Annotated in this window: 17 protein-coding genes; 12 read left to right on the top strand and 5 right to left on the bottom strand. The window is 64.5% G+C overall.

The window, feature by feature from the left end; genetic code table 11:
- Positions 1-113 precede the first annotated feature (113 nt).
- Entirely contained in the window at positions 114-1,019 is a 906-nt protein-coding gene (locus ACYU7Q_RS18980; protein WP_460611022.1) for a Rossmann-fold NAD(P)-binding domain-containing protein, read from the bottom strand.
- 142 nt (positions 1,020-1,161) lie between these two features.
- Between ACYU7Q_RS18980 and ACYU7Q_RS18975 the strand changes: the two genes are divergently transcribed.
- The 5 genes from ACYU7Q_RS18975 to arfB all read left to right on the top strand — a co-directional run bounded on the left by ACYU7Q_RS18975 (position 1,162) and on the right by arfB (position 5,599).
- Entirely contained in the window at positions 1,162-1,584 is a 423-nt protein-coding gene (locus ACYU7Q_RS18975; RefSeq protein WP_460611021.1) for a winged helix-turn-helix transcriptional regulator, read from the top strand.
- Positions 1,585-1,700: 116 nt separating this feature from the next.
- A complete protein-coding gene (locus tag ACYU7Q_RS18970) occupies positions 1,701-3,080 on the top strand; it encodes a carbohydrate porin (protein WP_460611020.1) in 1,380 nt (459 codons plus the stop codon).
- Positions 3,081-3,251: 171 nt separating this feature from the next.
- The gene (locus ACYU7Q_RS18965; RefSeq protein ID WP_460611019.1) at positions 3,252-3,977 is read left to right on the top strand and encodes a head GIN domain-containing protein; all 726 of its coding nucleotides are present in this window, start codon (positions 3,252-3,254) and stop codon (positions 3,975-3,977) included.
- Between the two features lie 181 nt (positions 3,978-4,158).
- Positions 4,159-5,106 carry a 3-oxoacyl-ACP synthase III family protein gene (locus ACYU7Q_RS18960; protein ID WP_460611018.1) on the top strand — a complete coding sequence of 316 codons (948 nt, stop codon included), beginning with the start codon at positions 4,159-4,161 and terminating at the stop codon, positions 5,104-5,106.
- Positions 5,107-5,194: 88 nt separating this feature from the next.
- Entirely contained in the window at positions 5,195-5,599 is a 405-nt protein-coding gene (arfB, locus tag ACYU7Q_RS18955; protein WP_460611017.1) for an aminoacyl-tRNA hydrolase, read from the top strand.
- Positions 5,600-5,644: 45 nt separating this feature from the next.
- On the opposite strand, the gene mgtE is transcribed toward arfB, so the two are convergent.
- Positions 5,645-7,021, bottom strand: a complete 1,377-nt coding sequence (gene mgtE, locus ACYU7Q_RS18950) for a magnesium transporter (RefSeq protein WP_460611015.1) — start codon at positions 7,019-7,021, stop codon at positions 5,645-5,647.
- Between the two features lie 333 nt (positions 7,022-7,354).
- Here mgtE and ACYU7Q_RS18945 point away from each other — a divergent pair, with 333 nt between their 5' ends.
- A complete protein-coding gene (locus ACYU7Q_RS18945) occupies positions 7,355-8,182 on the top strand; it encodes a cyanophycinase (RefSeq protein ID WP_460611014.1) in 828 nt (275 codons plus the stop codon).
- A gap of 93 nt (positions 8,183-8,275) precedes the next feature.
- Here ACYU7Q_RS18945 and ACYU7Q_RS18940 read toward each other — a convergent pair whose 3' ends face one another.
- Positions 8,276-11,695, bottom strand: coding sequence for a DUF7948 domain-containing protein (locus tag ACYU7Q_RS18940; protein WP_460611012.1), 3,420 nt, complete (start codon positions 11,693-11,695; stop codon positions 8,276-8,278).
- 401 nt (positions 11,696-12,096) lie between these two features.
- On the opposite strand from ACYU7Q_RS18940, the gene ACYU7Q_RS18935 reads away from it, so the two are divergent.
- The 5 genes from ACYU7Q_RS18935 to ACYU7Q_RS18915 all read left to right on the top strand — a co-directional run bounded on the left by ACYU7Q_RS18935 (position 12,097) and on the right by ACYU7Q_RS18915 (position 18,024).
- Positions 12,097-12,507 carry a hypothetical protein gene (locus ACYU7Q_RS18935; protein ID WP_460611011.1) on the top strand — a complete coding sequence of 137 codons (411 nt, stop codon included), beginning with the start codon at positions 12,097-12,099 and terminating at the stop codon, positions 12,505-12,507.
- Positions 12,508-12,666: 159 nt separating this feature from the next.
- Positions 12,667-14,064: a chloride channel protein gene (locus ACYU7Q_RS18930; protein WP_460611010.1), complete on the top strand. Its 1,398-nt coding sequence runs from the start codon at positions 12,667-12,669 to the stop codon at positions 14,062-14,064.
- 60 nt (positions 14,065-14,124) lie between these two features.
- Positions 14,125-15,300: an endonuclease/exonuclease/phosphatase family protein gene (locus tag ACYU7Q_RS18925; protein WP_460611009.1), complete on the top strand. Its 1,176-nt coding sequence runs from the start codon at positions 14,125-14,127 to the stop codon at positions 15,298-15,300.
- A gap of 120 nt (positions 15,301-15,420) precedes the next feature.
- Positions 15,421-16,962 (top strand): cysteine--tRNA ligase, encoded by a 1,542-nt coding sequence (gene cysS, locus ACYU7Q_RS18920; RefSeq protein ID WP_460611008.1) that lies wholly within the window; start codon positions 15,421-15,423, stop codon positions 16,960-16,962.
- 45 nt (positions 16,963-17,007) lie between these two features.
- Positions 17,008-18,024, top strand: coding sequence for a zinc-binding metallopeptidase family protein (locus ACYU7Q_RS18915; RefSeq protein WP_460611007.1), 1,017 nt, complete (start codon positions 17,008-17,010; stop codon positions 18,022-18,024).
- Positions 18,025-18,285: 261 nt separating this feature from the next.
- Here ACYU7Q_RS18915 and ACYU7Q_RS18910 read toward each other — a convergent pair whose 3' ends face one another.
- Positions 18,286-20,607, bottom strand: coding sequence for a phage tail protein (locus ACYU7Q_RS18910; protein ID WP_460611006.1), 2,322 nt, complete (start codon positions 20,605-20,607; stop codon positions 18,286-18,288).
- 335 nt (positions 20,608-20,942) lie between these two features.
- Positions 20,943-21,848 (bottom strand): S66 peptidase family protein, encoded by a 906-nt coding sequence (locus tag ACYU7Q_RS18905; protein WP_460611004.1) that lies wholly within the window; start codon positions 21,846-21,848, stop codon positions 20,943-20,945.
- A 150-nt stretch (positions 21,849-21,998) separates the two neighbouring features.
- On the opposite strand from ACYU7Q_RS18905, the gene ACYU7Q_RS18900 reads away from it, so the two are divergent.
- Entirely contained in the window at positions 21,999-23,237 is a 1,239-nt protein-coding gene (locus ACYU7Q_RS18900; RefSeq protein WP_460611003.1) for a hypothetical protein, read from the top strand.
- Positions 23,238-23,256: the final 19 nt, after the last annotated feature.

The raw sequence follows: 23,256 nt of genomic DNA, 5'->3' as shown, positions 1-23,256 counted from the left end.
AGTAAATGAAGTAGGGGCAAGGCTTGTTCCCGCCCGTTGTTAAACGACTCGTATGTGAACCGTTCAACAACGGGCGGGGACAACCCTCGCCCCTACACGCACTATTGCCCTTTTTACGCCGTGGCTGCCTTGAACGCCGGCGCAAATACCTCGCGTGCAAACTCCTCCACGGTAGTGGGCGTGGTGCTGGCGGTGTCGCGTTGGCTGTTAGCCATCGACTTGCCTTCGTTGATGTTACGCGTCATTTCGTCGTAGAGGTCGGCTTGGTTTTCGCTCAAGCCGGCCCCGACCATGCCTTTTTTAGCGTCCTCGTAGGAGAAGGTCACGTAGGGCAGCTCCGGCCGGCCAATGGCCTGGCCGATAGCGGCCGTAGCCTCGGCCAAGGTGTAGTTGCGTGGTCCCAGCAGGTACTGCACGGCGTGGTTTTCCAGCTTGTCGGCGGCCAGCAGCTCGGCGGCTTTGGCGGCAATGTCCTTGGTAGCCACCATCGGGAACGCCACGTCAGCTTTCGTAGCCGAGCCGGTGATGCCCATGTGCTGAATCATGCCCACGTTGGCCAGCAGGTTTTCCATGAAATACGCGGGGCGCAGGTGCACCACGGTCAGCCCCTCGATGGCGTTGAGGCGGGCTTCCTGACGGTGCAGGCCCACTACGGGGCCGGTGCCGGCGGCTTCGTCGGCCCCGATGCTGCTCAGGTGCACGGCTTTTTTCAGGCCCGAGTCGCGCACGGCCTGGGCGGTGGCTTCGCCGATTTCATCCATGAAGGCCAGCACGTTGGGTGAGGTCACGTTGGGCGGAATCATCAGGAAAGCTGCGTCAGCGCCGCGCAGGGCTTCGGTGAGGAAGGGCGCGTCGTGGGCATCGCCGGCTTTGATGGTGGCCCCGGCCTGGGCAAGGGCGTCGAGGCGGGCGCTGGGGCGAGCCACGGCCGTTACCTGGTGGCCTTGCTTCAGGAGGGTGTGAACAATGGCGGTACCGATGTGACCGGTAGCACCAAGGACGGTGATTTTCTTGGACATAAGAGCAAAAGGTTAGGCCGGGGCTTTGTTGCGCTGCGGCGATGCAAAGGTGAATGCCTAACTTTGCTTTTCGCAAGTACCTACTAAAAAGTAGGGTACTTACTTAAAAGTAAAAATTGCTGTCAATCAGGCGAATAATTTTATGTCGAAACTAACCAAGCAACAAACCGCCGAAGCCTATTGGTCATCAGCCGATGCCGAACGCAACCTGACGTGCCCGGTGCGGACCACCCTCAACGTGCTGGGCGGCAAGTGGAAATTACTCATTCTCTCGTACTTGCTCGATGAGCCGCGACGCTACGGCGAGCTGCGCCGGCTGATGCCCGAAATCACGGAGAAGATGCTGATTCAGGAGCTGCGTGAGCTGGAAACCGACGGCATCGTGGCCCGCACCGTGCACCAGACCGTGCCGCCGCGTGTCGATTATAGCCTCACCGAGCAGGGGCAGCGCGTGCAGCCGCTCTTTGGCGAGCTGGTGGGCTGGGGCAAGCAGTACCTGGACCGCACGGGCGGCTGCGGGCTGCCGGAAGCGTTGGCCCTGACCACAACGGTAGGCGTTGGGTAAACTTCACTCATTCAACATCTGCGGCGCGGGAACTTTCGCCTCATTTTATTAGGCCTGCTTAATTTTTTGTTCTGAAACACACATATTTACTCCTTGCCGGGGCGCTGCTGCTGGCCTTGCCCGCCTTGGCCCAGGTCACGCCGCCCGGCTCTACCACGCCCGCTACGCCGCCCAACGCCGCCTCGGCCCAGGAGCCGATGCACCAGCCCGCCGAAAAGGCCCGCAACTGGAGCCTGCACTTCCAACAGACGCTTATCGACCAGTGGCACAACGATTTGACCACGCCGTACTCGGGCGACTATAGCCTGGCTGACCGCGAGTCAGCCAAGCTGTCGTTTACCAGCACCGTATTCATCGGCCGGCGGCTGTGGAAGGGGGCGGCCGTGTATTTCAACCCCGAAGTGGCGGGCGGCAGCGGCCTGAGCGGCGCGCGCGGCGTGGCCGGCTTCACCAACGGCGAGACGTTCCGTATCGGCGACCCTTCGCCGCAGTTGTACCTGGCCCGGCTGTATTTGCGGCAGGTGTTTGCGCTGGGTACGGCGACGGATTTCGACCTCGACGACCTCAACCAGGTGGCCGGCCCCACGCCGCAGCGCTACTTCTCCCTCAATTTGGGCAAGTTCAGCACCGCCGATTTCTTCGACCAGAACAGCTATTCGCACGACCCGCGCACCCAGTTTCTGAACTGGAGCCTGATGAGCGCCGGGGCCTGGGACTACGCCGCTAACACGCGCGGCTACACCGTGGGCGGGGTTTTCGAGTACGTCACGCCTGGTTTCACGGCCCGGTTTGCGTCCACGCTCATGCCCACGCTGGCCAACGGCCCCATCTTGGATTTCCACTACGGCACGGCCCACGCCGAAACCGTGGAGCTGACCAAGGTGTACCACCTCAGGGGGCGGCAGGGCACCATTCGGGCGCTGGGCTTCCGCAACGTGGCGGCCATGGCCACTTACAACACGGCCATCCGGCTGGCCCAGCTCACCGGCGAACAGCCCGACGTGACGCTGGTGCGCCACGACGGCCACACCAAAGTTGGCTTCGGCCTGAATGCAGAGCAGGAAATTGCCAAAAACGTGGGCCTCTTTGCCCGCGTGAGCTACAACGACGGCAAGAACGAAACCTGGGCCTTCACTGAAATCGACCAAAGCGCCAGCCTGGGCATTGCCAGCACCGGCGACCGGTGGGCCCGGCCCGATGACCGCCTCGGCGCCGCCATCGTCGTGAACGGCCTGAGCCCCGAGCACCGCGCCTACCTGGGCGCGGGCGGCTACGGCTTCATTGTGGGCGATGGCCCTGGCACGGGCTACGTGGCTAACAGCGGGGCGCTGAACTACGGCCTGGAGCAGATTGGCGAGGTGTACTACAGCTTTGCGCTGCCGCAGTACCACGCCTCCATCAGTCCCGATTACCAATTAGTTATCAACCCGGCGTATAATAAAGACCGCAGCGGCCCGGTGCATGTGGTGGCCGTGCGCCTGCACGTGGAGTTTTAGAAACCGGTTGGGTCTGGTAGGAGAAAAGAACGTCATGCAGCGCGCAGCGAAGCATGACGTTCTGGTTGAGTAGAAAAAAGGTAGAAAGAAATAACTTCGGGCAACCGCTGTAACGCTTACGGCATCATGGCGGTAACCGGGTTTACTCACTCACCCTTTACCTTTTTTCGCATGAAGAATTTTCGGATTACCTCGATGTGCGCCAGCCTGTTGGTGCTGGCCGTGGGCGCGCTGTCGTCTTTCACCAGCCGCCCCCTGACTGACCGCGAAACCCGCTCAGTAGGTTCGTTCAGTGAAATCAGCCTCGGCGGCTCGGCCCGGGTAGTGGTGAAGCAAGGCAGCCCCCAGAGCGTGGTGGTGGAAGCCAGCAAGGAAGACCTGGCCGATTTTGAAACCGAGGTAAAAAGCAACCAACTGCACCTGGGCTTCCGCAACCAGGAAGGCCGCATGTTCAGCAACAAAAGCCACGGCCCCGTGACGGTGTACGTGACTGCGCCCAGCCTCACGGCGCTGCGCGTGGGCGGCTCGGGCAAGATGGAAGTGAACGGCGGGCTGCAAGCCGATGCCATGACGCTGGCCGTGAGCGGTTCGGGTGACCTCGTGGTGCCGCAGCTCAAGGCCGGCCGCCTGGAAACGGCCGTGTCGGGCTCGGGCGATGTTACGGTGGGCGGCACCTGCCCCAGCAACGAAATCCGCATCAGCGGCTCGGGCAAAGTGAAGGCCCACGATTTGAAAACCGAAACCACCCGCGCCCGCATCAGCGGCTCGGGCGATGCCCACGTGTACGCCAGCCGCACGGCCGATGGGTCGATTTCGGGCTCAGGCAGCCTGTACGTGGCCGGTGGGGCGCAGCTTAGCAGCAGCACCCACGGCAGCGGCCGGGTGGTGAAGGAATAACGCACTAAAAGACTGTGGAAAAGCCCCGACTGCCGCTGGCGGTCGGGGCTTTTTGGTGGCCGATAGTGGCCTGCGGGTATAAAATTCGGGCATATGGCCGGGGCGGGCCGACCGCCGGAGAATGCGGGCCGTACCTTTGTGGGGCCGCTTGTCGGCTTTGCGTTTCACCCAATACCACCCCGTGTATCTTCATCATGTGGCGGCCTACCTCCCGGAGGCCGTCGTTACCAATGCTCATTTCACTCGTCTTAATGGTTTGGCCAGCGAGTGGATAATTGAGCGCACCGGCATTCAGGAGCGCCGCAAAGCGGGCCCCGGCGAGAATGCCAACACCATGGCCATTGCCGCTACCCGCGCCGCGCTGGCCGCCGCTCCCGATTTTGCCCAGGCTAGTGTCGACCTTATTGTGGCCGGCACCTACACGCCGCACGATACCATTTTCACCGCCGCGCACGCCGTGCAGCGCGATTTGGACATCAACGAAATCCCGACCGTCAGCATCTCCTCGGCTTGCTCTTCGCTGCTGAACGCCGTGGAAATCGTGGAAGGCTACTTTGCCATGGGCAAGGCCAGCCGCGCCGTGATAGTAGTGACCGAGCACAACACGGCCTACAACAACGAGGAAGACACCATGGCCGGCCACCTTTGGGGCGACGGCGCGGCGACCCTGCTCATCAGCAAGGAGCGCATCAGCCCTGGGGATTTGCACATCGCCGAAGTCATTACCGGCGGCGCGGCCCCCGTGGGCAAGGCCGACGAAGCCGTGACCCTGAAGCCGGTAGAAAGAGGCATCGTGATGCCTTTCGGGCGCGACGTATTTCAGCAGGCCTGCACCTACATGGCCCGCGTGACCCAGACGCTGCTCGACAAGCACCACATTGCCACGCCCGACCTGACCTACCTCATCCCGCACCAGGCCAACCTGCGCATCTCGAAAAATGTGGCCAAGCAGCTCGGCATCGAGCTGGAGCGCACCGTGAACAACATCGAGCGCCTCGGCAATACCGGCTGCGCCGGGGCCGCCATCGGCCTGGCCGAGGTATGGGACACCCTGAAAAGCGGCGATAAGGTGATTATTACGGTGTTTGGCGGCGGGTACTCGTACGGGGCGATGTTGTTGAACAAGTAGTGTAGCGTGGACTCTGCGAGTCCGCGCCTGCCCGAGCTATCCAAAGCGCCCATGCGCGGACTCGCAGAGTCCACGCTACTTTTACCTCATGCTTCCTCCCGCTGCCGCCTTCCTGCCCGAAATCACGTTCCAGACCAGCCGGGCCAGCGGGCCGGGCGGGCAGAACGTGAACAAAGTGGAATCGCGCGTGGAGCTGCGCTGGCACCTGCTGAACTCCGAAATCCTCACCGATAGCCAGAAGCAGCTGATTCTGGAGAAGCTGGCGAACCAGCTCACCGCCGACGGCCTGCTGCTGCTCGCCGCGCAGGACGACCGCAGCCAGCTCCGCAACAAGGAAATCGTGCTGGCCCGCTTCCACGAATTATTGCTGAAAAGCCTGCGCCGGCCCAAGCCCCGCAAGCCCACCAAGCCCAGCAAAAGCGCCGTGCGCAAGCGCCTGGAAGGCAAAAAGATTCAGGGCGAGAAGAAGGCCAGCCGGCGGCGGCTGGAATAGGTTCTCAGAGCGTTGGCCGGGAAGTAGAGACGCAAATTTGCGTCTCTACAGCAGCGTGCCGCGCAGGATGAGTAGGGCCACCGAGAAGTAAATAATCAGGCCCGTGACGTCGACCAGCGTGGCCACGAAGGGCGCGGAGGACGTGGCCGGGTCCAGGCCCAGCTTCTTGAGCAGCAGCGGCAGCATGGAGCCCGCCAGTGAGCCCCACAGCACAATGCCCACCAGCGCGATGCCCACCGTGAGGGCCACCAGGGCCCAATGCTCGCCGTAAATGGGCGTGATGCTCTGCCAGATGGCAATGCGCCCGAATCCCACCAGGCCCAGAATCAGGCCCAGGGCCGAGCCGGTGATGAGCTCGCGGCGCAGCACCCGCCACCACTCGCCCAGCGTGAACTCGCCCAGCGCCATGGCCCGGATGATGAGCGACGTGGCCTGCGAGCCCGAGTTGCCGCCCGAGCTGATGATGAGCGGCACAAACTGCACCAGCACAATGGCCTTTTGCAGCTCGCCTTCGAAAAACTGCATGGCCGAAGCCGTGAGCAATTCACCCAGAAACAGCACCACCAGCCAGCCGGCCCGCTTCTGCACCAGGCTCATGAGGGGCATGGTGAGGTAGGGCTCGTCGAGGGCTTCGGAGCCGCCGAACTTCTGGATGTCCTCGGTGTCTTCCTCTTCCCGAATGCTCAGGATGTCGTCAATGGTCACGATGCCGAGCAGGATGCCCTGGTCCGAAACCACGGGCAGGGCGTTGCGGTCGTTGCGCCGAAATACGTCGATGGCGTCTTCCTGGTCCTGGGTAGCGGTGAGCTGCACAAAGCGGCGGTCCATCAAATCGCGCACCCGGGCCGTGGGCGCGGCCAGCAAAAATTCCCGGATGCGGATGTCATCCATCAGTACGCCCTGCGCGTCGGTCACGTAGAGCATGCTCAGCGTTTCCGACTGCCCGCCGTGCTGGCGGATGTAGTCGAGCACCTGCTGCACCGTCCAGTTTTCGCGGATGGCGATGTAGTCGGGCGTCATCAGGCGGCCCACCGAATATTCGGGGTAGCCCAACAGCTGCAGGGTCACCTTGCGCTCTTCTTCCGAGAGGCTTTGCACGAGCTCGGCCACGAAGTTGGCGGGCAGAAACTCCAGCAGGGCCGTGCGGTCGTCCGGCGACATCTCGTTGAGGATGTCGGCCATCTTGTCCTGGGCCAGGTTATCCAGAAAGTGCCGCTGCTCCTCCAAATCGAGGTATTCGAACACTTCGGTGGCCAGCTTGAGGGGCAGCAGCCGGAAGATAATGAGCTGTTCCCGGTCCTCTTCGGCCTCAATGAGCGCGACCAGCTCCGAAGGTTGGAAATCGCGGAGCAGCTGCTTGAGCTTAAAAAATTCGCCCTCCTGAATCAGGGACGTGATGGTTTCCACGGACTGCGGCTGCATGAAAAAGAGGGGAGGGAGGTGCTTCGCTAGGCAAGCGGGGTTGATGGAGAGAATAAGCGCCACAAAAGTAGCGCCAAGCAGGCGGTAAACGGGTATTGTAGGGCGGTTTGTTGCTGGGGTTGTATTGAATAAAGTCGAACGTCGTGCTGAGTGCGGCCGAAGCATCTCGCGTGCAGTAGTAATCCAATCCATTGAGTTGCTACCCCACGCAAGATGCTTCGGCTGCGCTCGGCAGGACGTTCTTTTCAGTGTTTCTCCCGTAACTGTGGCGGCAGCCCTGCCACCGCCCAAATTTCCGCCGCTGCCCCATCTTGCCGCCCAATCCCCGCGCTCATGCCTGAAGATGCCTCTCCCATTGCCGCCCCGCTGGGCACCCTCGTGGTGCTCGGCGGCGGCGACGACGACCCCCTGCTCACCCTGCTGGCCGAACTCCTGCCCGACCGCAACCTGCCCATTGAAGTGCTGACCACGGCCACCCGCCGCCAGCCCGCCCGCACCGCCGCCGCCTACGCCCACGCCTGGCACCAGCTGGGCTGCCCCCACGTGCGCCACCTGCAGGTGAACGAAGACTACCCCGCCGACGACCCCGCCACCCTGGCTCGCCTGCGCAAAGCCGCCCTCGTCTTCATGAGCGGCGGCGACCAGGAGCGCCTCACCGATTTCCTGCTCGGCACCGAGTTCCTGGCCATTCTCAGGCAGAAATACCAGGCTGAAGCCGGCTTCATTGTGGCCGGTACCAGCGCCGGGGCCTGTGCCGTGGCCGAGTTTATGCTGGTGAATGGCCACGGCTGGCGCAGCCTGCTGGGCGGCCGCATCGAGGTGAAGCCCGGCCTGAACCTGCTGCCCGGCGTACTGCTCGACCAGCACTTTGCCGAGCGCGGCCGCTACCCGCGCCTCATGCACGCCGTGCTGGCCCAGCCCGAATTACTGGGCATTGGCCTGAGCGAAGAAACCGGCCTCGTTATCCGGCCCGGCCAGCCCGCGCACGTCTTCGGCGAAGAGGCCGTGGTGGTCATCGATGCGGCTCAGGTCACCCACAACAACCTCCCCGGCCTGGCAGAAGGCGCGGTTATCAGCGGGCATGGCTTGCAGCTGCACGTGCTGGTAGCCGGCCAGGCCGTGGACATTGCCGGCCGCGAGGTGCGGTCTGCCGGGGTATAGGCTGTCATTCCGAGCGTAGCGAGGAATCTGGGCAAAGCCGTTCCAATCGTTTTACTCAGATTCCTCGCTGCGCTCGGAATGACAGTTCTGAGCTTAGCGGCGCACTTCTACCCAGCCTTTGGCCCGGCGGTCGTCGGCGTCGCGCAGCAGGTAGTAATAGATGCCGTCGGGCAGGCCGGTGGCGTCCCAGTTGTTGTGGTAGTCATCGGTCTGGTACACGCGCTGCCCCCAGCGGGTGTACACTTCCAGCGAAGCCGGCCGGCAGCTAAAACGGGGCTGGAAGGTCTGGTTGGCGGCGTCGCCGTTGGGCGTGATGATGTTGGGCATGAACACGTCGCCCACTTCCACGGGCGAGAAGCCGGTAAGCACCTCGCAGTTGCCGTAGCGCGCCGTGAGCGTGACGTGATACGTACCGGGCTGGGCATAAAGGTGCTTCGGCTCAGCCAGGATGCTGGGCTCGCTGCCATCGCCAAAATCCCAGCTATACGTGGCGTGCGGGGCCAGCAGCACCGGCGAGAGTGGGCATTCGAACGGGGCCAGGCCGGTGTAGCGCGGCGAGGCGGCGCACACCGGCAGGTTCAGCCCCACATCCTGGGCCGACACGGGCGCCAGCACCACCGTGCGGGTAGCTGTGGCCTGGCAGGGACCCTGCGTCACGGTGTAGGTGAGCGGGAACACGCCGCCCCGGTTGCCGGTATTCGGCGGGGTGAAAAAGCCGCCGGCCGTGACGCCGGTGCCGCTCCACACGCCCCCGGCCGGCGCGTAGCCGCGCAGCTGGAAGGGCTGCCGCAGGTCGGCGCACAGGGTGGTGTCGCGGCCGGGCGTGATGACGGGCAGGCGGTTCACCACCACCTGCTGGCTAAGGGTGCCGCAGCCTAGCGAATCGGAGATGTTGTAAATGAGCGTGTGGGTGCCTATACCGGCCGCGGCCGGGTCGAAACGGCCATTGCTCACGCCCGGCCCGCTGAAGGTGCCGCCGGCCGGCGTGGCCGTCAGGGCCACCGCCGCCCCGGCCACGCATTGCGGAGGCACGGGCGCAAACGTGGGCACCACCGGCGGGGCCACCACGTAGCGCACGCTGCGGGTGCTCAGGCAAATACCGGTGGTCGCCACCGTGTAGTTGATGACGTAGTGCCCCGGCCCTACGGCCGTGGGCACGAAGCGGTAGCCCCCGCCCGGGGCCGCCTGCACCCCCGGCCCAGCCCACACGCCCCCGGCCGGACTGCCGGCCAGCGCCACGGGGCCATTGTCGAGGCACACGTAGCGACGTGGGCCGGGGTCGGCCTGTAGCACTTCAAAATTCATTTTGAAAGCCCCGTTGTTGCAGTTCGAGCTGCCGTTGCGCACGGTGTAGGTGCCCGCGCCCGGCGGCAGCGGAAAGCCCTGGTTGCTGCTGCAACTGGCGCACACGGCCTGGTACACCACGCCGCGTTTATCAAAGCGCGAGGTGCCGCCGTCGACGTGCTCAAGGGCGCCGTTCTGTCCGAAGAAGGTGGCGTATTCCAGACGGGTCATGCCCGCCGAAAACTCGGCCAGGTAAAAATCGGAGCCGTCGGTAGTGGTTTGAACCGCCCCGGTGGTGGTGGGCAGGCCGGCCGTGCTGCCGCCCAGGTAGCCGGTGCCCCGGCTGTTCACCTGCCCGCCCCAGCCACATACGTAAACCCGCTCGCAGTCATCAACCAGGAAGGCCGTGGGCACCAGGTTGGGGCCGTTGGCGTTGCTGCCGCTGCCAAACGCCGTGCTGTAGAGGCCGGCGGTGAGGTCGGGGTTCAGCTTCTGAATAAACTGAGTGCCGTTGGCCGTGGCGTAGAGGCCCAGCGTAGCGGGGTACTGGCCCAGCGTCTGGCCCAATAAGTAGGCATTGCCCGCCGCGTCGAGCTGCAACAGGTAGGCTTGGTCATAGGCATTGGTGCCCACGTAGCTGCTGCGTTCCAGGGTGCGGCCATCGGCGCTAATGCGGGCCACGAAGCCATCGGGGCCGCCGGGCGCGGCCGGGCGGTAGGCCCCGGTGGTGGTGGGGAAGTTGGGCGACGTGGTGCCGCCGCACACATAGGTGCGGCCTTGCGTGTCGAACTGCACCGAGTAGGCGGCATCGGCCCCGGTGCCGCCCAGGTAGCCGGCCCAGAGCACGGCACTCAGGCCCGGCGTCAGCTTGCAGACGAGGGCATCGGACTGGCTGCCGGCCGCTGGCACGCTATTAAACCCGTTGTTCATCGATGGGAAGTTGCGCGAGAAGGTATTGCTGGCGACGTACACGTTGCCGGCCCCGTCCAGCAGCACATCGCCCCGGAAGCAGTCGCCGTAGTTGGCCGCCAGCGCGGAACTCGTGACGCCGTCGTTGCCCGAGCCGCCCAGGTAAGTGCTGGCCAGCAGCCGGCTGCCGTCGGCGCTGAAGCGGGCCACGAACAGGTCGGAGCCGTTGGGCATGTTGTAGGGAGGGCCGTCGCCTAAAGGGGCGAAGTTGGTGCCGCCCCCAAAGTTGCGCTGTACCACGCCGGCCGTGGTAGGGTAGTCGGTGGAGGATGTGCTGCCCAGCACCACCAGCTCGTTCTGCGCGTTCACCACCAAGCTGTGCGGAAACTCGCTGCTGTTGCCGCCCAGGTACGTGGCCCACACCCGCGCCGCCGCGCCGCTCGCGCCGGTGTTGTACTTGATGATGCCAATGTCCTCGATGCTGCTGAAGCTGGTGTGGAACGCGCCCGGCGTGGCCGGGTAGGTGCCGCCCAGGTTGCTGGCCACGGTGCCACCCGAGTACATATTGCCCGAATTGTCGTAGGTCGCCGTGAAGCCCCAGTTGTCGGCCGTCGAGCCGGTGAGGGTCGAAAACTGCACCGTGGGGTCGATGGTGAGGGCGCGGGCGTGGTCGTAGCTGCCGAGGGCGAAGGAGAGGGTATTGCCCGTGAGCACGTAGCGGCAGGCCACCGCCTGCCGCTGCCCGGTCGCATCGAGCTGCCAGGCCTTCGGAGCCAGCTCGGTGGTGGTGCCCACCGTGGTTTTGATGACGAGGTTGCTGGCGGCGTCCAGGGCCAGGGCGCTGGCGCCGTCGTAGCGCAGGGCCACGCGGGCGGGGTTGGCGCGGGGGGCCAGCAGCACGTCGTACTCCAGGTTTCGGCCGGTGTTTTCGTAGAGCGTCAGGTCGATGCCGGGCCACAGGCTGGCGTAGTGCAACTGCCGGAACGCGCCCACGTGGCTGGCCCAGCGCCCGCGGTCACTGCCGATGAAGTAGTTGCGCTCGCCGGCCGTAGGTGTTTCGGCCGTGAGGCGGGCGTGGCCACTGGCTTTTTCAAAGTGCACGGTGTAGGAATGGGCCGCGATGTCGGTGGCTTTGGCCGTGCTGCCGGCGGGGCGGGGTGTGCCGTCGTGGTGGTGCAGGGCCGCGGGGTCCAGGAAGGCATAGGTCAGCGCATCGGGCAGCACAAACAAGGTGCCGGCCGGCAGGTTGGCTTCGTAGCGCACGCGGCTGTCCCACTGGCCTTTGTTCTGCACAAATTCGAGACTGGGGGTGGAGGGCACAGCTGCCGCACCCCGCGCCGCTTGCGCCGGCTGAGAAAATAAGGCGGCGTAGCAACCCACGGCCAGCAAACCGCGGCTCAACGAGAGGAAAGGTATCGGCATAGAAAAGCCAGAGGCAGAAAGGAGTGGAAAGGCAAAGATTAGGGAAAAACCCGGGGCTTGCCCAATGGCAGCAGGCGTTTTGGCCGGAACGGCAATGATGCAAAATTCGTGCGCTTCTGCCCGCATTGGGCTTGTTGCTAAGGGCTTGCGCGCGGGTGTGCCGCGGCGCGGCCCGGTTTTAGTCATATGAAGGCCGTCCTTTGTGCCAAAACTCCCGTTAAAGCTCTTCAGGTAAACGGCTTTGTCTGGCCGCCCTGCATGCCTGATTCGCTTCAGGGTTGCCAAGGATATCCATTTTAATGCTAGAAGAAACGAAGCACTATTTTTCCAACGCGGTCGGGTCGGTTCTGTACGTTCCCGGCTCTTTCGTGTACCTGCACTGGACGGGCGAAGCCCTGAGCAGCGTCGAACTACGTGCCCTCTACGTGCATGCTCGCAACCTGCTGCTGCGCCACAACCTGCGCCGCATCCTGGCCGACCACCGCGCCATGCCGGCCGCTTTCAGCGAGGCCGACCGCGTCTGGCTGCTTGATGAGTGGTTTCCGCACACCACCGACGAAGTACCGCGCGTGCGCTACGCCGCCCTGCCCAGCCCCGACCCGCAGCGCCGCCTGCACACCGACGAAGTGGTGCAGGCCCTGCGCCACTACGCCGAGGTGGCCCTCTTCGACGACATTGAGCAGGCCACGGCGTGGCTGGAGGCGGGGTAGGGCACTGGCCGCTTTCTCAGCTTGCGCTCATTTCGCCACGCATGGGGCCGGTACCACCGTCGTGGTGTCGGTGCGCACCACCCGGCCCCTGACTGCCCGTGCGCCTGCTGAAAGCAACGAAAGCGCCGCCTGCCCTTTGTTATTCATTGCCTCCCGAGAATGCCTGATTCACCGTCCCGCTATACCCGCTTCCTCGCCTGGCTCGACCGCCGCGTCATTCAGCCTTTGTCGACCGACCGTGTGCGGCGGCTCATTCTGCAGAGCTTTCCGTTCTGGGTGGCGTCCATTCTGACCGGCGTGGTGGCCGTGGGCTACGAAAAGGTGTTTGGCTGGGCCGAGCAGGTGAGCTTTGTCTGGCTCACGCGCACGCCGTGGCTGGCGTTTGTGCTGACGCCGCTGGCCTTTGGGGCGTCGTGGCTGCTGGTGCGGCAGTGGGCGCCGGCGGCGCGGGGCAGCGGCATTCCGCAGGTTATGGCCGGCATCCAGCTCTCCAGCCCCAGCCAGCACCACCGCACGGCCTATTTGCTGAGTTTGCGGGTGGCCATTGTGAAGGTGCTGAGCAGCGTGGTGCTGCTGCTGGGCGGCGGCGTCATCGGCCGCGAGGGGCCGACCATTCAGGTATCGGCGGCTATTTTTCGGGCCATCAATAAGCTGCAACCCACTGGCTGGCCGCAGCTTTCGCGCCAGATTGCCCTGGTCACGGGCGGCGCGGCGGGCCTGGCGGCGGCCTTCAACACGCCGCTGGGCGGCATCGTGTTTGTGGTGGAGGAGCTGACCCAGATGCACATGGCCCGGTTTCGGATGGCCGTATTCACGGCCGTTATCATCGCCGGCCTCACGGCCCAGACGTTCCTGGGGCCTTACCTGTACCTGGGCTTCCCCAAAATCATTCCGGCCACCGGCCGGGTGCAGGTGCTGGTGCTGGTGGTGGCGCTGGCGTGCGGGCTGGCCGGGGCGGTATTTGCCAAAACGCTGCTCTGGCTGGGCCGCTACCGCCAGCGCTTCACCACGCTGGCCGCGCAGGCGGGCTGGGTGCTGGGCTGTGGCCTGCTGCTGGGCGGGCTGGCCTACTGGGTGGGCATCGAGGGCGTGGGCACGGGCAAGCCCATCATCAACCGGCTGCTGTTCCAGAACAACGGCGTGACGCCGTGGTACCTGTTTCCGGTGCGTTTCGCGGGCATGGCGCTCAGCTACAGCAGCGGCGGGGCGGGCGGCGTGTTTGCTACCTCCCTCAGCGCCGGGGCCATTCTGGGCGACGGCATCTGCCAGGTGTTCGACGTGGCCCTGCCCGACCGCAACCTGCTCATTCTGGTGAGCATGGTGAGCTTTCTGACCGGGGTGGTGCGCTCGCCCTTCACGGCCGCCATCCTCGTGCTCGAAATGACGGACCGGCACTCGGCCATTTTTCAGCTGCTCATCAGCGGCTTGCTGGCCCAGGGCGTGGCGTCGCTCATCGACCCGCATTCGCTCTACGAGCACCTCAAGGCCGGCTTCGTCCGCGAAACGGGACTGGCCGAGCCCACGGCCCGGCCCGTGCCCACCCCGCCGGCCGATTAGCAACTTGGCGGGCCGTAGCACGGGCCGGCCGTTACCTTTGCCGGCTCTGTTGCTTGTGCCGTGCGCCGCTCTTTCGCTTTCAAATTTACCTTGCTTACCCTGGCCTGGCTGCTGCTGGCCATTGCCTGCGAGCAGGTGCCGGCCGGCGCGTTCTGGCCGGTGGTGTTTGGGGCGCTCACCACGCCGGGGGCACTGCTGCTCACGGCCCTGCTGTCCCTGTACTGGCTGCGGCGCAACTGGCGGGTGGCTCTGCTGCCCATCGTGGTGCTGGGCCTCACGTGGCCGCACGTGCAGCGGGGGCTGGCTTTGCACGCTTCGCTTAATGGGGAGTCAAAGGCCAAGACTCAGCAAGTGGCCAATGGCGAAATGCTGCGTTCTTCCTTCTTTGTTCCTGTGACCAACAGTGTTTCACTGATTTCGGCCAACGTCCGCATCTTCAACGTGTATGCCCAGCTGCGCGACCCGGACTACGCCTCCTCCAAGGGCTTCATCCGCTGGCTGGCTGCCAGCCCGGCCGATGTGCTCTGCCTCCAGGAGTTTTATAACGAGCCGCGCCGCTCGAAGGAAAGCGGCGGCATTTTCCAATCCGAAGACCAGTTGGGCAAGGGCAGCGGGCGGCACGCTTTCGTGTCCACCAGCCTCACCAACAGCGCGGGGGCCGAGTTCGGGCTGGCCATTTTCTCGCGCTTTCGCATTGTGCGGCAGGGCGTCATTCCCTTTGGCAAGCTCTCGCAAAACCACGCCATGTGGGCCGATTTGGCCCGCCCCGCCGGCCCCGGCCGCGCCCGCCCCGATACCATTCGCGTTTTCAACCTGCACCTGCAAAGCATGGCCATGGCCGAAAGCGACATCGCCACGGCCACCGAAAGCCGCGCCGGCCTGCGCCTCAAAGCCCCCAACCTGCTGCGCCGCTTCCGCAACGGGGCCGTGGCCCGGGGCATTCAGGTCGACACCATTGTGGCCCGCGTGGCCCGTTCGCCCTACCCCGTGCTGCTGGCCGGCGACACCAACGACCTGCCCTATTCCTACGTCTACGACCAGCTGGCCGACCACCTCCAGAACGCCTGGGCCACCGTGGGCTTCGGCCTGGGCGCCACCTACAATGGCAAGCTGCCCGGCCTGCGCATCGACCAGCAGTTTGCCAGCCGGGAGTGGCAGGTGCTGGGCTGTCGCGTGCACCGCGAGATTAAATGGAGCGACCATTTTCCCGTCGAAGCCCTGTACCGGCTGAAATAGGGGCAAGCCCGCCGCCGGCACCTTTTGCACAAAACGTTCCGGCGAATTGAGCAAAAGGCCCTAATGTTTTGTTGTGGCCTGCCAGCCGGCGCACGTCGCCCGGCCCGCTACCTTTGCACCATGTCGCTTACGCTCTACAACACGCTTACCCGCAAGAAAGAAGAATTCCAGCCCGTGCATCCGCCCCAGGTGGGCGTGTACCTGTGCGGCCCTACCGTGTACAGCGAAGCCCACCTCGGCAACGCCCGCGGCCCCGTGGTGTTCGATGTGCTCACGCGCTACCTGCGCTATTTAGGCTATCAGGTGCGCTACGTGCGCAACATCACCGACGTGGGCCACCTCGAAAGCGACGCCGACACCGGCGAGGACAAGATGGAAAAGGCCGCCCGCGCCGCCCGCATCGAGCCCATGCAGGTGGCCCAGCACTTCACCAACCGCTACCGCCAGCACATGCTGGGCCTGGGCTGCCTGCCGCCCGACATCGAGCCCCAGGCCAGCGGCCACATCATCGAGCAGATTCAGGTGATTGAGGAAATCATCGGCAACGGCCTGGCTTACGAAGTCAACGGCTCGGTCTATTTCGACGTGCCGAAGTACGACGAGGAAGGCAAGCGCTACGGCAAGCTCTCGAACCGCAGCATTGAGGACCAGATGGCCAACTCCCGCGCCGGCCTCGAAGGCCAGAGCGAGAAGCGCAGCCCGCTGGACTTTGCCCTTTGGAAGAAGGCTTCGCCCGAGCACATCATGCGCTGGCCCTCGCCCTGGGGCGAAGGCTTCCCCGGCTGGCACCTGGAGTGCTCGGCCATGAGCCGCAAGTACCTCGGCGACCTGAGCGACATCCACGGCGGCGGCCTCGACCTGATGTTTCCGCACCACGAGTGCGAGATTGCGCAGAGCCAGGGCAGCCACTCGCACACCGACGAGGCGCGCTTCTGGGTGCACAACAACATGATAACCGTGAACGGCACCAAGATGAGCAAAAGCCTAGGCAACTTCGTGCTGCTCGGCGACATGTTCAAGGGCCCGACCGGGCCGCTGGCTTTCGGCTACTCGCCGATGGTGGTGCGCTTCTTCCTGCTGCAAGCGCACTACCGCAGCCCGGTTGATGTGAGCGACGACGCCCTGCAAGCCGCCCGCAAAGGCTACCGCAAGCTGATGAATGGCCTGCGCCTGCTCGACCGCCTCACGGCCGACAGCCTCTCGGGCGAGGTAATCCGCGACCGCACGGTGGCGCCGCTGGCTGAAGGCCGCCAGCCCGATACCGCTGCTGGCGACACCGAACTGCGCAAGCTGGTGGCCGACGTGTTCGTGGGCCTCAACGACGACCTGAACACGGCCCGCGCCATTGCCAGCCTGTTCAACCTGCTGCGCAAGTTCAACACCCTGGCCGCTACCACGGCCGCGATGGCCACCGTCTCCTCGGCCGCCCTCAACGAAGCCGTGGATGCTTACCGTGCCGTGGTAACGGACATTCTGGGCCTGCAAGACGAGCCCCGCGCCAATGCCGAGGAGCTGCTCAAGCTGACCCTGGAATTCTACACCGAAGCCAAAGCCGAGAAAGCCTACGACAAAGTCGATGTTATCCGGGCCGCTCTCAAAAGCCAGGGCATCGTGATAAAAGACACCAAGGCGGGCGTGGAGTGGGCCTACAGCGAGGAATAACCACACCCGCGGAACACTGCGTTTTTAAACACTGCGAAATACTGCGTGAAAAATCTTATTCCCCGGCTGAGCGTCCTGCTTGCCGCCACCTTCCTGCTCACGGCCTGCCCCGACAAGAAGCCCGCCGAAACCAGCGCCCCGGCCGAGGCCAAGCTGCCCAAGGCCCCGGTCTTCAACGCCGATTCGGCCTACGCCTTCACGGCCAAGCAGGTGGCGTTCGGGCCGCGTGTGCCCAACTCCAAAGCCCATATTGCCACCGGGAACTGGCTGGTGGCGAAGCTCAAAAGCTACGGCCTGAAGGTGATGGAGCAGCCCTTCGAGGCGATGACGTTTGACGGCACCAACATCCATGCCCGCAACATCATTGCGCAGTACCAGCCGCAGGCGGCACGGCGCGTGGCCATTTTCGGCCACTGGGACACTCGCCCCTTTGCCGACAACGACAAGGTGAAGAAAAACGCCCCCATGGATGGTGCTTCCGATGGCGCCAGCGCCGTGGCCGTGGCCCTGGAAATGGCCCGCGTGCTCTCGCAGCAGCCCGAGAAGCTGGCCCCCAACGTGGGCGTCGACTTCATCTTCTTCGACGCCGAAGACTGGGGCCACGATGACACGACCCAGGCCAATCTCAAGAACCAGCTCGACGGCAGCGGCACCGATTCGTGGTGCCTGGGCTCGCAGTATTGGGCCGCGCACCTGCTGCCCGCCAACTACAAGGCCGAGTACGGCGTGTTGCTCGACATGGTGGGGGCGAAGAATGGCAAGTTCACCCGCGAGGAAACCTCGCGCACCAACGCCCGCTCGGCCCTCGATAAAATCTGGGGCGTAGCCTCGCAGCTGGGCTACTCCGATTACTTCCGCTACGAAGACACCGGCGGCATCACCGACGACCACGTGTACACCAACCGGGCCGGCATCCCCACCATCGACATCTACCACTACAACGCGCCCACCGACTACTTCCCCGCTTACCACCACGCCACCACCGACAACATGGCCATCATCGACCGGAACACGATGAAAGCCGTGGGCCAGACCATGTTGCAGACGCTGTACGTGGACTAGGCGCTAACAGGACAAAAGACTTAAAACGGCCGGCGGGGTAACCTGTCGGCCGTTTCTGGTATCAGTGGGCACCCCCACCCTTCTTCGGCCTTTGCCTTGGCTAGGGTAGGGGAGAGGGCAGTGGTGAGCTGCGGAGCGGCAGCCGAGTGTTCGGTGTTGTGGGCGTAGCGCTGGGCGGCCAGCGGGAGCGCGGGGATGAGGCAACAGAAAAGGGCGGGCCATCTGGCCCGCCCTTTCCGCAACAAGATGTCGGCCGGAGCCTTATTCTACCGTGAAGCGCAGGGCCGAAGCCCCGGCGCGCACCACGTATACGCCGCTGGCCAGCCCGGCGGGCAGCTTCAGGGCGGCGGTGCCGGCGGCATCGGCCGTGGCGGTGGTCACGGCCCGGCCCATGCCGTCGAACACGCGTACCAGCGTGCCGGGCACGGTGCCAATAATGGCCGTCTGGCCACCAATGGCCGGGTTAGGAAACAGCTGCAGGCTGGTAGCCGAAGCTGATAGCGTTACGCTCCGCACGGGCGAGTAGCTGAAGCTGCCATCCGCATCTACCTGCCGCAGGCGGTAGTAGAGCGTGGTGGCATTGGCGGGCAGCTTGTCATCCGTCAGGGTGTAGGTGCGGGTGGTGGTGCTGGTGCCCGCTGCCCGCAGGCTGCCGATTTCGACGAACTGCTCGCCATTCAGGCTGCGCTCTAGGCTGAAGCGCTGGCTATTGCGCTCGCTGGCCGTGGCCCAGGAAGTATACACGGCGTTGGGGCCGCGTTGAATTTCAAACGACATGAGTTCAACGGGCAGCGGCTGCGCCGCATCGGCCGATACGGTGAAGGGCGAAAAGCTGGTGATGCCCGAGCGCGCCAGGGTGTAGGTATCGGTGGTGGCGGGCACCAGCGTGGCGCCTACCTCGGTAGCGGTGCGGTCCCAGAAACCGTTGCGGTAGTGGCTGATATAAGCTTTGGCCGGGTCGAAGTCGGAGCTTTGGGTGGAGGTGTTCCATTGGGCCCGCATGGTCACGTTGGCATTGCCTTTCACTTCCTCGCTCACCAGCCAGGTGTTTTTCACGCTTTGGGTCGAAGCCAGGGGAGTCCCGATGCCGGCATCGGTGGCATCGTAACGGGCGTACTTGTCAGCGCTTGCCCGCACGGCAAACACGTCTTCTGACCGCGTGGCCGATTGCTGCAACGTGAGCGGCAGGTAAGCCGCGCTGGTGCCCACCGGGAATACCACGGCCGCATTATCGCTGAGTACCGACTGGCGCAGGCGGCCTCCTTGGTCCGTCACCACATAGGCGCTGGGCGAGGCCCCCACTACGGCCGCGCCTTTGGTCACGGTCGCATCGAAGCTACCCAAGTTCAGCCGGGCGCCGGCCAGTTCCAGGTTGCCCTGCGTCAATACATCGCCGCCCAGATTTTTGGGGCCGGCACCTTCCAGCCGCAACTGGCCGTAGCTGGCGGGCCGAATGGTTTGCGGCGTGCTCGTGCCGGCGTACACCACCGTGCTGGTGGGGGCCAGCAGGCCCAGCGTAATGGGGGCCGTGGCCGCGCCCTCCTCAATGCGCAGCGTGGAGCCGGCGGCTACTTCCACCGGCACGTTCAGGGCGGTGTTATCGCTCAGTACCAGGGTGGCAGGCTGGGCCGCCTGGCCGTTGAGAGCCGGGGTGCCCACAATAATTTTCGCGTTGGCCCCGTCGATGGTGGCCAGGTCGGCCGCGTTCACGGTGCCGGCCAGGTAATAGGTCTGGTTGGGGGCGCTCGGGGTGGTCGGGGCGTTGGTCCAGCTCAGGCTCGTGCCGCCCTGGCCGATGCTGACGCCGGTTTGTGGGGTAATCACCACGTCGTCGATGCTCACGCCGTTGCCGTTGGTGGTGGGGTTCAGCACGTAGTCCCAGCGCAGCATGATTTCCTGGCCGGGAGCCAGGTCGATGCCGGTGAGGATGGCCTGGGCCACGCGGCGGTTCGAGGCGGCGTTGCCGTCGCGGTTCTGAATGGTGGTGCCGGTGGAGGGCGCTTGCACCGTGAGGGCGGGCACGGCGGTCCAGGCATCGCCCACTGCCCCGTTGATGAGCTGGGCCATGTTCTCGCCGGTTGCACCGCTGCTTTTGCGGTAGGCCACGTTCACGTAGGCAGCGGCGGCATTACCCGAGTTATACCATTGTTCCATAGCGTATTGTACCTCCAGGTTCTGGATGGTTACGCTGGCATCGTTGCGCAGGCGAATGCCCACGAAGCCGGTTCCGGTGTAGGCGCCGCTCTCGGCAATGCCGCCGAAGGAGCGGTCGGAACTGCCGGCCGCGCCAAAGTGGTAGTAGTTGCCGGCCACGTTGGAGCCGTCGTTGGCCACCAGGCTATCGGGGCTGGCCGACCGGCTGCCAAACTGGGCATCGGCCTGCGCGGCGGCATACACGCCCGCCAGCGAGGGCAGCTGCAGGCTGCCCGCCGCCGTGAGGCGCACGGTCCCGCTCATCGTGTCGAAATCCTGTGAATAGGGAGCTAAGTTGCTATCAGTGAAGCTGTATTGGGCAGCGGCCTTCTGGGCCGTGCCCAGCCCGAGAAGCGTCAGGGCCAGGGCTGGCAGGTAGGGGTTTTTCATGTGGAAAGAGTAAAAAGTAAATATGTTGGAATTAGGATTATACTTATTAAGTATGCGTTGGGTGGGAATAGATAAATCAATTGTGTGTACAAATTTAACTGCTTGGTAACTACCAGCAGCAGCGCGAATTTCGCGTTTTCGCCATTGTCATTGTTTCTTTCAACCGGATATTATTATAATCAAGTCCAGGGTAAAAATTTGTGTTTTATTGATTGATGAGGCCCGTATAAAAGCTGTCCCGGCTAGCGGCTGGAAGAATTGAGCACGCTTCGCCCACCGGCTTATGCAGCCAGCCGCCGAAGCCCGAAAATCTGAGAGGAGGGAGGAGGCGTGATTTAATCCTCCAGCCGTGCCCCCGCGCCGTCCACGGTCAGCGTCACCGTCTGGCCCACCGTCAGGGCCAGGTTGTCGGCCTCGTGGCCTACGGGGAAGCCGTAGCCGACCGGGAAATCATACATTCGAGCGTAGCGGTCGATGATTTCCAGGGCCGTGCTGCCGAACGGAATGGCGTTGTCGCGCATAGCGGAAAAATGGCCCACCACCAGCCCGGCCAGGCCGGCCAGCTGCCCAGAACGGTGCAGGTGCAGCATCATTCTGTCGATGTGGTAGAGGTACTCGTCGAGGTCTTCCAGAAACAGGATGCGGCCCGCGAAGCCCGCCTGCGAAGCCGTGCCCGTGATGGTCTGGAGCAGGCTGAGGTTGCCGCCCACCAGCGCGCCGGTAGCGGTGCCGGGCCGGTTGAGGGCGTGTGGCGCAACTGTAATGGGCTGGAAGGCTTCGCCGAACAAGGCCCGCCGCAAGGTTTCGAGGGCCAGCTCCCCGCCGGCCTGATGAAACAGCACGGGCATCACGCCGTGGATGCTGGCGTGGCCCAGGGCCAGCAGGTGGGAGTTGAGTACGGTGATGTCGGAAAAGCCGGCCACCCACTTGGGCTGGGTTTTGAAGGCGGTGAAGTCGAGCCCGTCCACGATGCGGGCCGTGCCGTAGCCGCCCCGGGCGCAGAGGATGGCCCGGATGCCGGGGTCGTCGAGCTGCTGCTGGAAATCGCGGCGGCGCAGGTCGTCGGGGCCGGCAAACTGGTGGTGGTCGCCGGCAATGCTTTCGCCCAGCGTCACTTCCAGGCCCCAGCTTTCGAGGGTGGCGATGGCGGGGGCCAGTTCGGCGGCGCTGATTTTGCGGGCGGGGCTGACGATGGCCACGCGCTGGCCAGCTTGCAAAGGGGACGGAAAGGAAATCGACATAAAATTGAACGGCTAAGCGGCTGCAAATAACGCAGGCCGTATCTTCGGAACCAGCACCGCCTGGCCGTCGCCCCAACTTTAACCGACCTGTTGGCGTTGATGCTGAAACCGGGCTCCGGTCAATTGCTCAGCCAATTATTCCTTTTCATGATGAAAGCACTTCTCCTCTTCCTCACGGCCCTGCTGCTTACTGCAGTCCAGGCCGCCAGCGCCCAAACCGTCATCGACACGACCGGCGGGCGCTACTACCGGCCCGTGTTTGCCAACGTCACCGTGACCTCGGGCGTGACCTACGGCGCAGCCATCAACTCGGTGGGCACCAACCAGACGCTGACCATGGACATCTACCAGCCCACCGGCGATGCGCTGGCCCGGCGTCCGGTCATCATCTTCGCCCACCAAGGTGGCTTCGTGTCGGGCACCAAAACCGATGCTTACATGGTGGACGTGTGCACGAAATTTGCCAAACTCGGCTACGTCACGGCCAGCATTGATTACCGGTTGCTGGATTTCAGCATTGTTCTCGGCGGGGGCTTCGATACGGTGAACATCGCCAAGTCGGCCATTCGGGGCATGCAGGATTTGCGCGCTGCCGTGCGCTTCTTCCGCAAAGATGCCGCTACTACCAACACGTATCGGGTTAATCCCAGCTACATTATTGTGGGCGGTTCCTCGGCAGGGGCCTTCGCCGCGCTCGAAGTCGGCTATCTCGACAAGGCCTCCGAGGTGCCGGCCTACGTGGGCATTGCCGCCCTGGGCGGCGTGGAAGGCGTGAGCGGCAACCCCGGCTACAGCAGCCTGCCCCAAGCCGTGCTCAACCTGAGCGGCGCCACCGAAACCCCCAACTACATCGAGGCCGGCAACGCCCCCCTGTGCAGCGTGCACGGCACTGCCGATGCCACCGTACCCTACCTGCAAGGCCGCGTGGGCTCGCTGCTGCCACCCAAGTACGTGTACGGCAGCGGCCGCCTGAACCCCCGCGCTACTGCGTTGGGCATCCGCAACACGCTGCGCCCGTTGCGCGGCGCGGGCCACATCCCTTTCGAGAGCAACGCGGCCTACGCCGACACCACCTTCCGCACCATGCGCGACTTCCTGCGCCCCGTGCTGGCCCTGCCCGGCCTCGTCGTCACGGCCGCCCAGGCCCCGGCCACCCTCGCGCCCGTCGCCCAGGCCTACCCCAACCCCGCCGACGACGCCATTCGCATCGAGCTGCCCGCCGCCTGGGCCACCGCCGCCGAAGCCCAACTGCTGGACGCGGCGGGCCGCGTCGTGCGCCTCATTCAGCCCACCTCCCGCGAGCTGAGCGTGCCGCGCGGTACCCTCAAAGGGGGCGTTTATTCGCTGAAATTCCCCGGCCAGCCGGCGGTGCGCATCGAGTTCCGCTAGGGGCCGGCGGGCCGCGCTG

The sequence above is a fragment of the Hymenobacter terrigena genome (assembly GCF_054776515.1).
The sequence above is the reverse complement of the archived record's forward strand: the minus strand, read 5'-3'. Positions and strand labels throughout refer to the sequence as shown.

Coding starts and splice junctions, on each gene's coding strand:
- ACYU7Q_RS18945 (WP_460611014.1), top strand. CDS start 7,355: ATGCCTGAAGATGCCTCTCCCATTGCCGCCCCGCTGGGCACCCTCGTG.
- ACYU7Q_RS18980 (WP_460611022.1), bottom strand. CDS start 1,019: ATGTCCAAGAAAATCACCGTCCTTGGTGCTACCGGTCACATCGGTACC.
- ACYU7Q_RS18905 (WP_460611004.1), bottom strand. CDS start 21,848: ATGTCGATTTCCTTTCCGTCCCCTTTGCAAGCTGGCCAGCGCGTGGCC.
- ACYU7Q_RS18910 (WP_460611006.1), bottom strand. CDS start 20,607: ATGAAAAACCCCTACCTGCCAGCCCTGGCCCTGACGCTTCTCGGGCTG.
- ACYU7Q_RS18935 (WP_460611011.1), top strand. CDS start 12,097: ATGCTAGAAGAAACGAAGCACTATTTTTCCAACGCGGTCGGGTCGGTT.
- ACYU7Q_RS18900 (WP_460611003.1), top strand. CDS start 21,999: ATGAAAGCACTTCTCCTCTTCCTCACGGCCCTGCTGCTTACTGCAGTC.
- cysS (WP_460611008.1), top strand. CDS start 15,421: ATGTCGCTTACGCTCTACAACACGCTTACCCGCAAGAAAGAAGAATTC.
- ACYU7Q_RS18975 (WP_460611021.1), top strand. CDS start 1,162: ATGTCGAAACTAACCAAGCAACAAACCGCCGAAGCCTATTGGTCATCA.
- arfB (WP_460611017.1), top strand. CDS start 5,195: ATGCTTCCTCCCGCTGCCGCCTTCCTGCCCGAAATCACGTTCCAGACC.
- ACYU7Q_RS18965 (WP_460611019.1), top strand. CDS start 3,252: ATGAAGAATTTTCGGATTACCTCGATGTGCGCCAGCCTGTTGGTGCTG.
- mgtE (WP_460611015.1), bottom strand. CDS start 7,021: ATGCAGCCGCAGTCCGTGGAAACCATCACGTCCCTGATTCAGGAGGGC.
- ACYU7Q_RS18930 (WP_460611010.1), top strand. CDS start 12,667: ATGCCTGATTCACCGTCCCGCTATACCCGCTTCCTCGCCTGGCTCGAC.